We start from the raw sequence: 1,397 nt of genomic DNA, 5'->3' as shown, positions 1-1,397 counted from the left end.
CTTTAAGCCTGGATAATAAACTTTTGTAACAGCCTTGTGATTTTCAAGATATTCTGCAATTTTTAAAGCATTTGATGCATGTCTATCAAGTCTTACAGCAAGGGTCTTAATTCCTCTGATGAGCAAGAATGAATCAAATGGACCAAGCACTGCACCTACTGAATTTTGAATAAAGTACATTCGATCAGCAAGCTCCTTTGTATTTACAACAGCAAGACCTGCAACAAGATCTGAATGACCGCCTAAATATTTAGTTGCTGAATGAACAACAATATCAGCACCTAATTCAATTGGTCTTTGCAGATATGGTGTCATAAAGGTATTATCAACGATAGTCAGCAGACCATATGACTTTGCAAGTTCTGAGACAGCCTTGATATCGGTGATGTTCATAAGTGGATTTGTAGGTGTTTCAATATAAACAGCCTTTACCTTATCTGTGATGTTTTCTTTGATGTTATCAACAGATGATGTATCAACAAGAACATAATTAAGATCAAAATTCTTGAATACCTTGTCTAGAATTCTAAAAGTACCGCCATATACGTTATTTGATACAAGAATTGTATCTCCTGACTTGAATAAGGTTAATACAGCTGCAATTGCTGCCATACCTGATGCAAAGGCAAAGCCCTTGTATCCTTTTTCAAGATCACTTATCAAAGCTTCAAGAGCAGCTCTTGTAGGATTACCTGATCTTGCATACTCCCACTGAGGATTCTCCTGAATACCTGTCTGCTCAAAAGTTGAAGTCTGATAAATTGGAACATTCACTGCTCTTGTATACTTATCGCCATAGATTCCTGCATGAATTACTGCACTTTCAATTTCTTTGTAAACTGCCATTTTTTTATCCTTTAAAATATTTTCCAACTACTCTAACTACAATAACTGCCACTTTTCTGTGAGTTCAACATCGGCCATTTTTATATGCAGTAATCTCAAACATTTTTAATTCCTGTAAGAATATTCACGTTTGGAAAAGCTGTCATTCCACTGTTTATATGATCACTGTAATAACGCTCATCCATGATTTTTGGAGTTATGTTTTCGTGCACTTTAAAACTGTGACGGTTAAGAGCATTTTCAAGCTCAGAAAATGAGTAACCGTGGATCATTTTTTCACCTAGCTTTTCTGTCATTGCACTTAGTGTTGTAACTCTTTTATCAGATGTTTTAAAAGTGCTCTCATCTGGGTAATCAAAAATGACAAGTGTATCGCTGTCTGTCACCTTATCTATAAGAGATAAAGTTTGGTAACTACTCAGAACCTACCCCTAAAATAATCTTCTCAGCCTTACCATTAAAAGCAGAGGTCAGAGCAACAAATGCATCTATACCTTGTTTTCTTGCTGTGCTGAGAAAGGATGTAATCGTCAGGTAGTTCTGAGCACCTT

The 1,397-nt window shown here is 36.0% G+C and carries 2 protein-coding genes; both read right to left on the bottom strand.

The window, feature by feature from the left end; all coding sequences use genetic code 11:
- Positions 1-846: trans-sulfuration enzyme family protein (locus tag ACJML3_RS05140; RefSeq protein ID WP_406021204.1), on the bottom strand; the 846-nt coding region annotated here is incomplete at its 3' end.
- 95 nt (positions 847-941) lie between these two features.
- Positions 942-1,232: a hypothetical protein gene (locus tag ACJML3_RS05135; RefSeq protein WP_406021202.1), complete on the bottom strand. Its 291-nt coding sequence runs from the start codon at positions 1,230-1,232 to the stop codon at positions 942-944.
- Positions 1,233-1,397: the final 165 nt, after the last annotated feature.

The sequence above is a fragment of the Succinivibrio sp. genome (assembly GCF_045124615.1).
Taxonomy (GTDB): Bacteria; Pseudomonadota; Gammaproteobacteria; order Enterobacterales; family Succinivibrionaceae; genus Succinivibrio; species Succinivibrio faecicola.
Note: the sequence above shows the minus strand (reverse complement) of the source record. Positions and strands in the feature narration are given on the sequence as shown.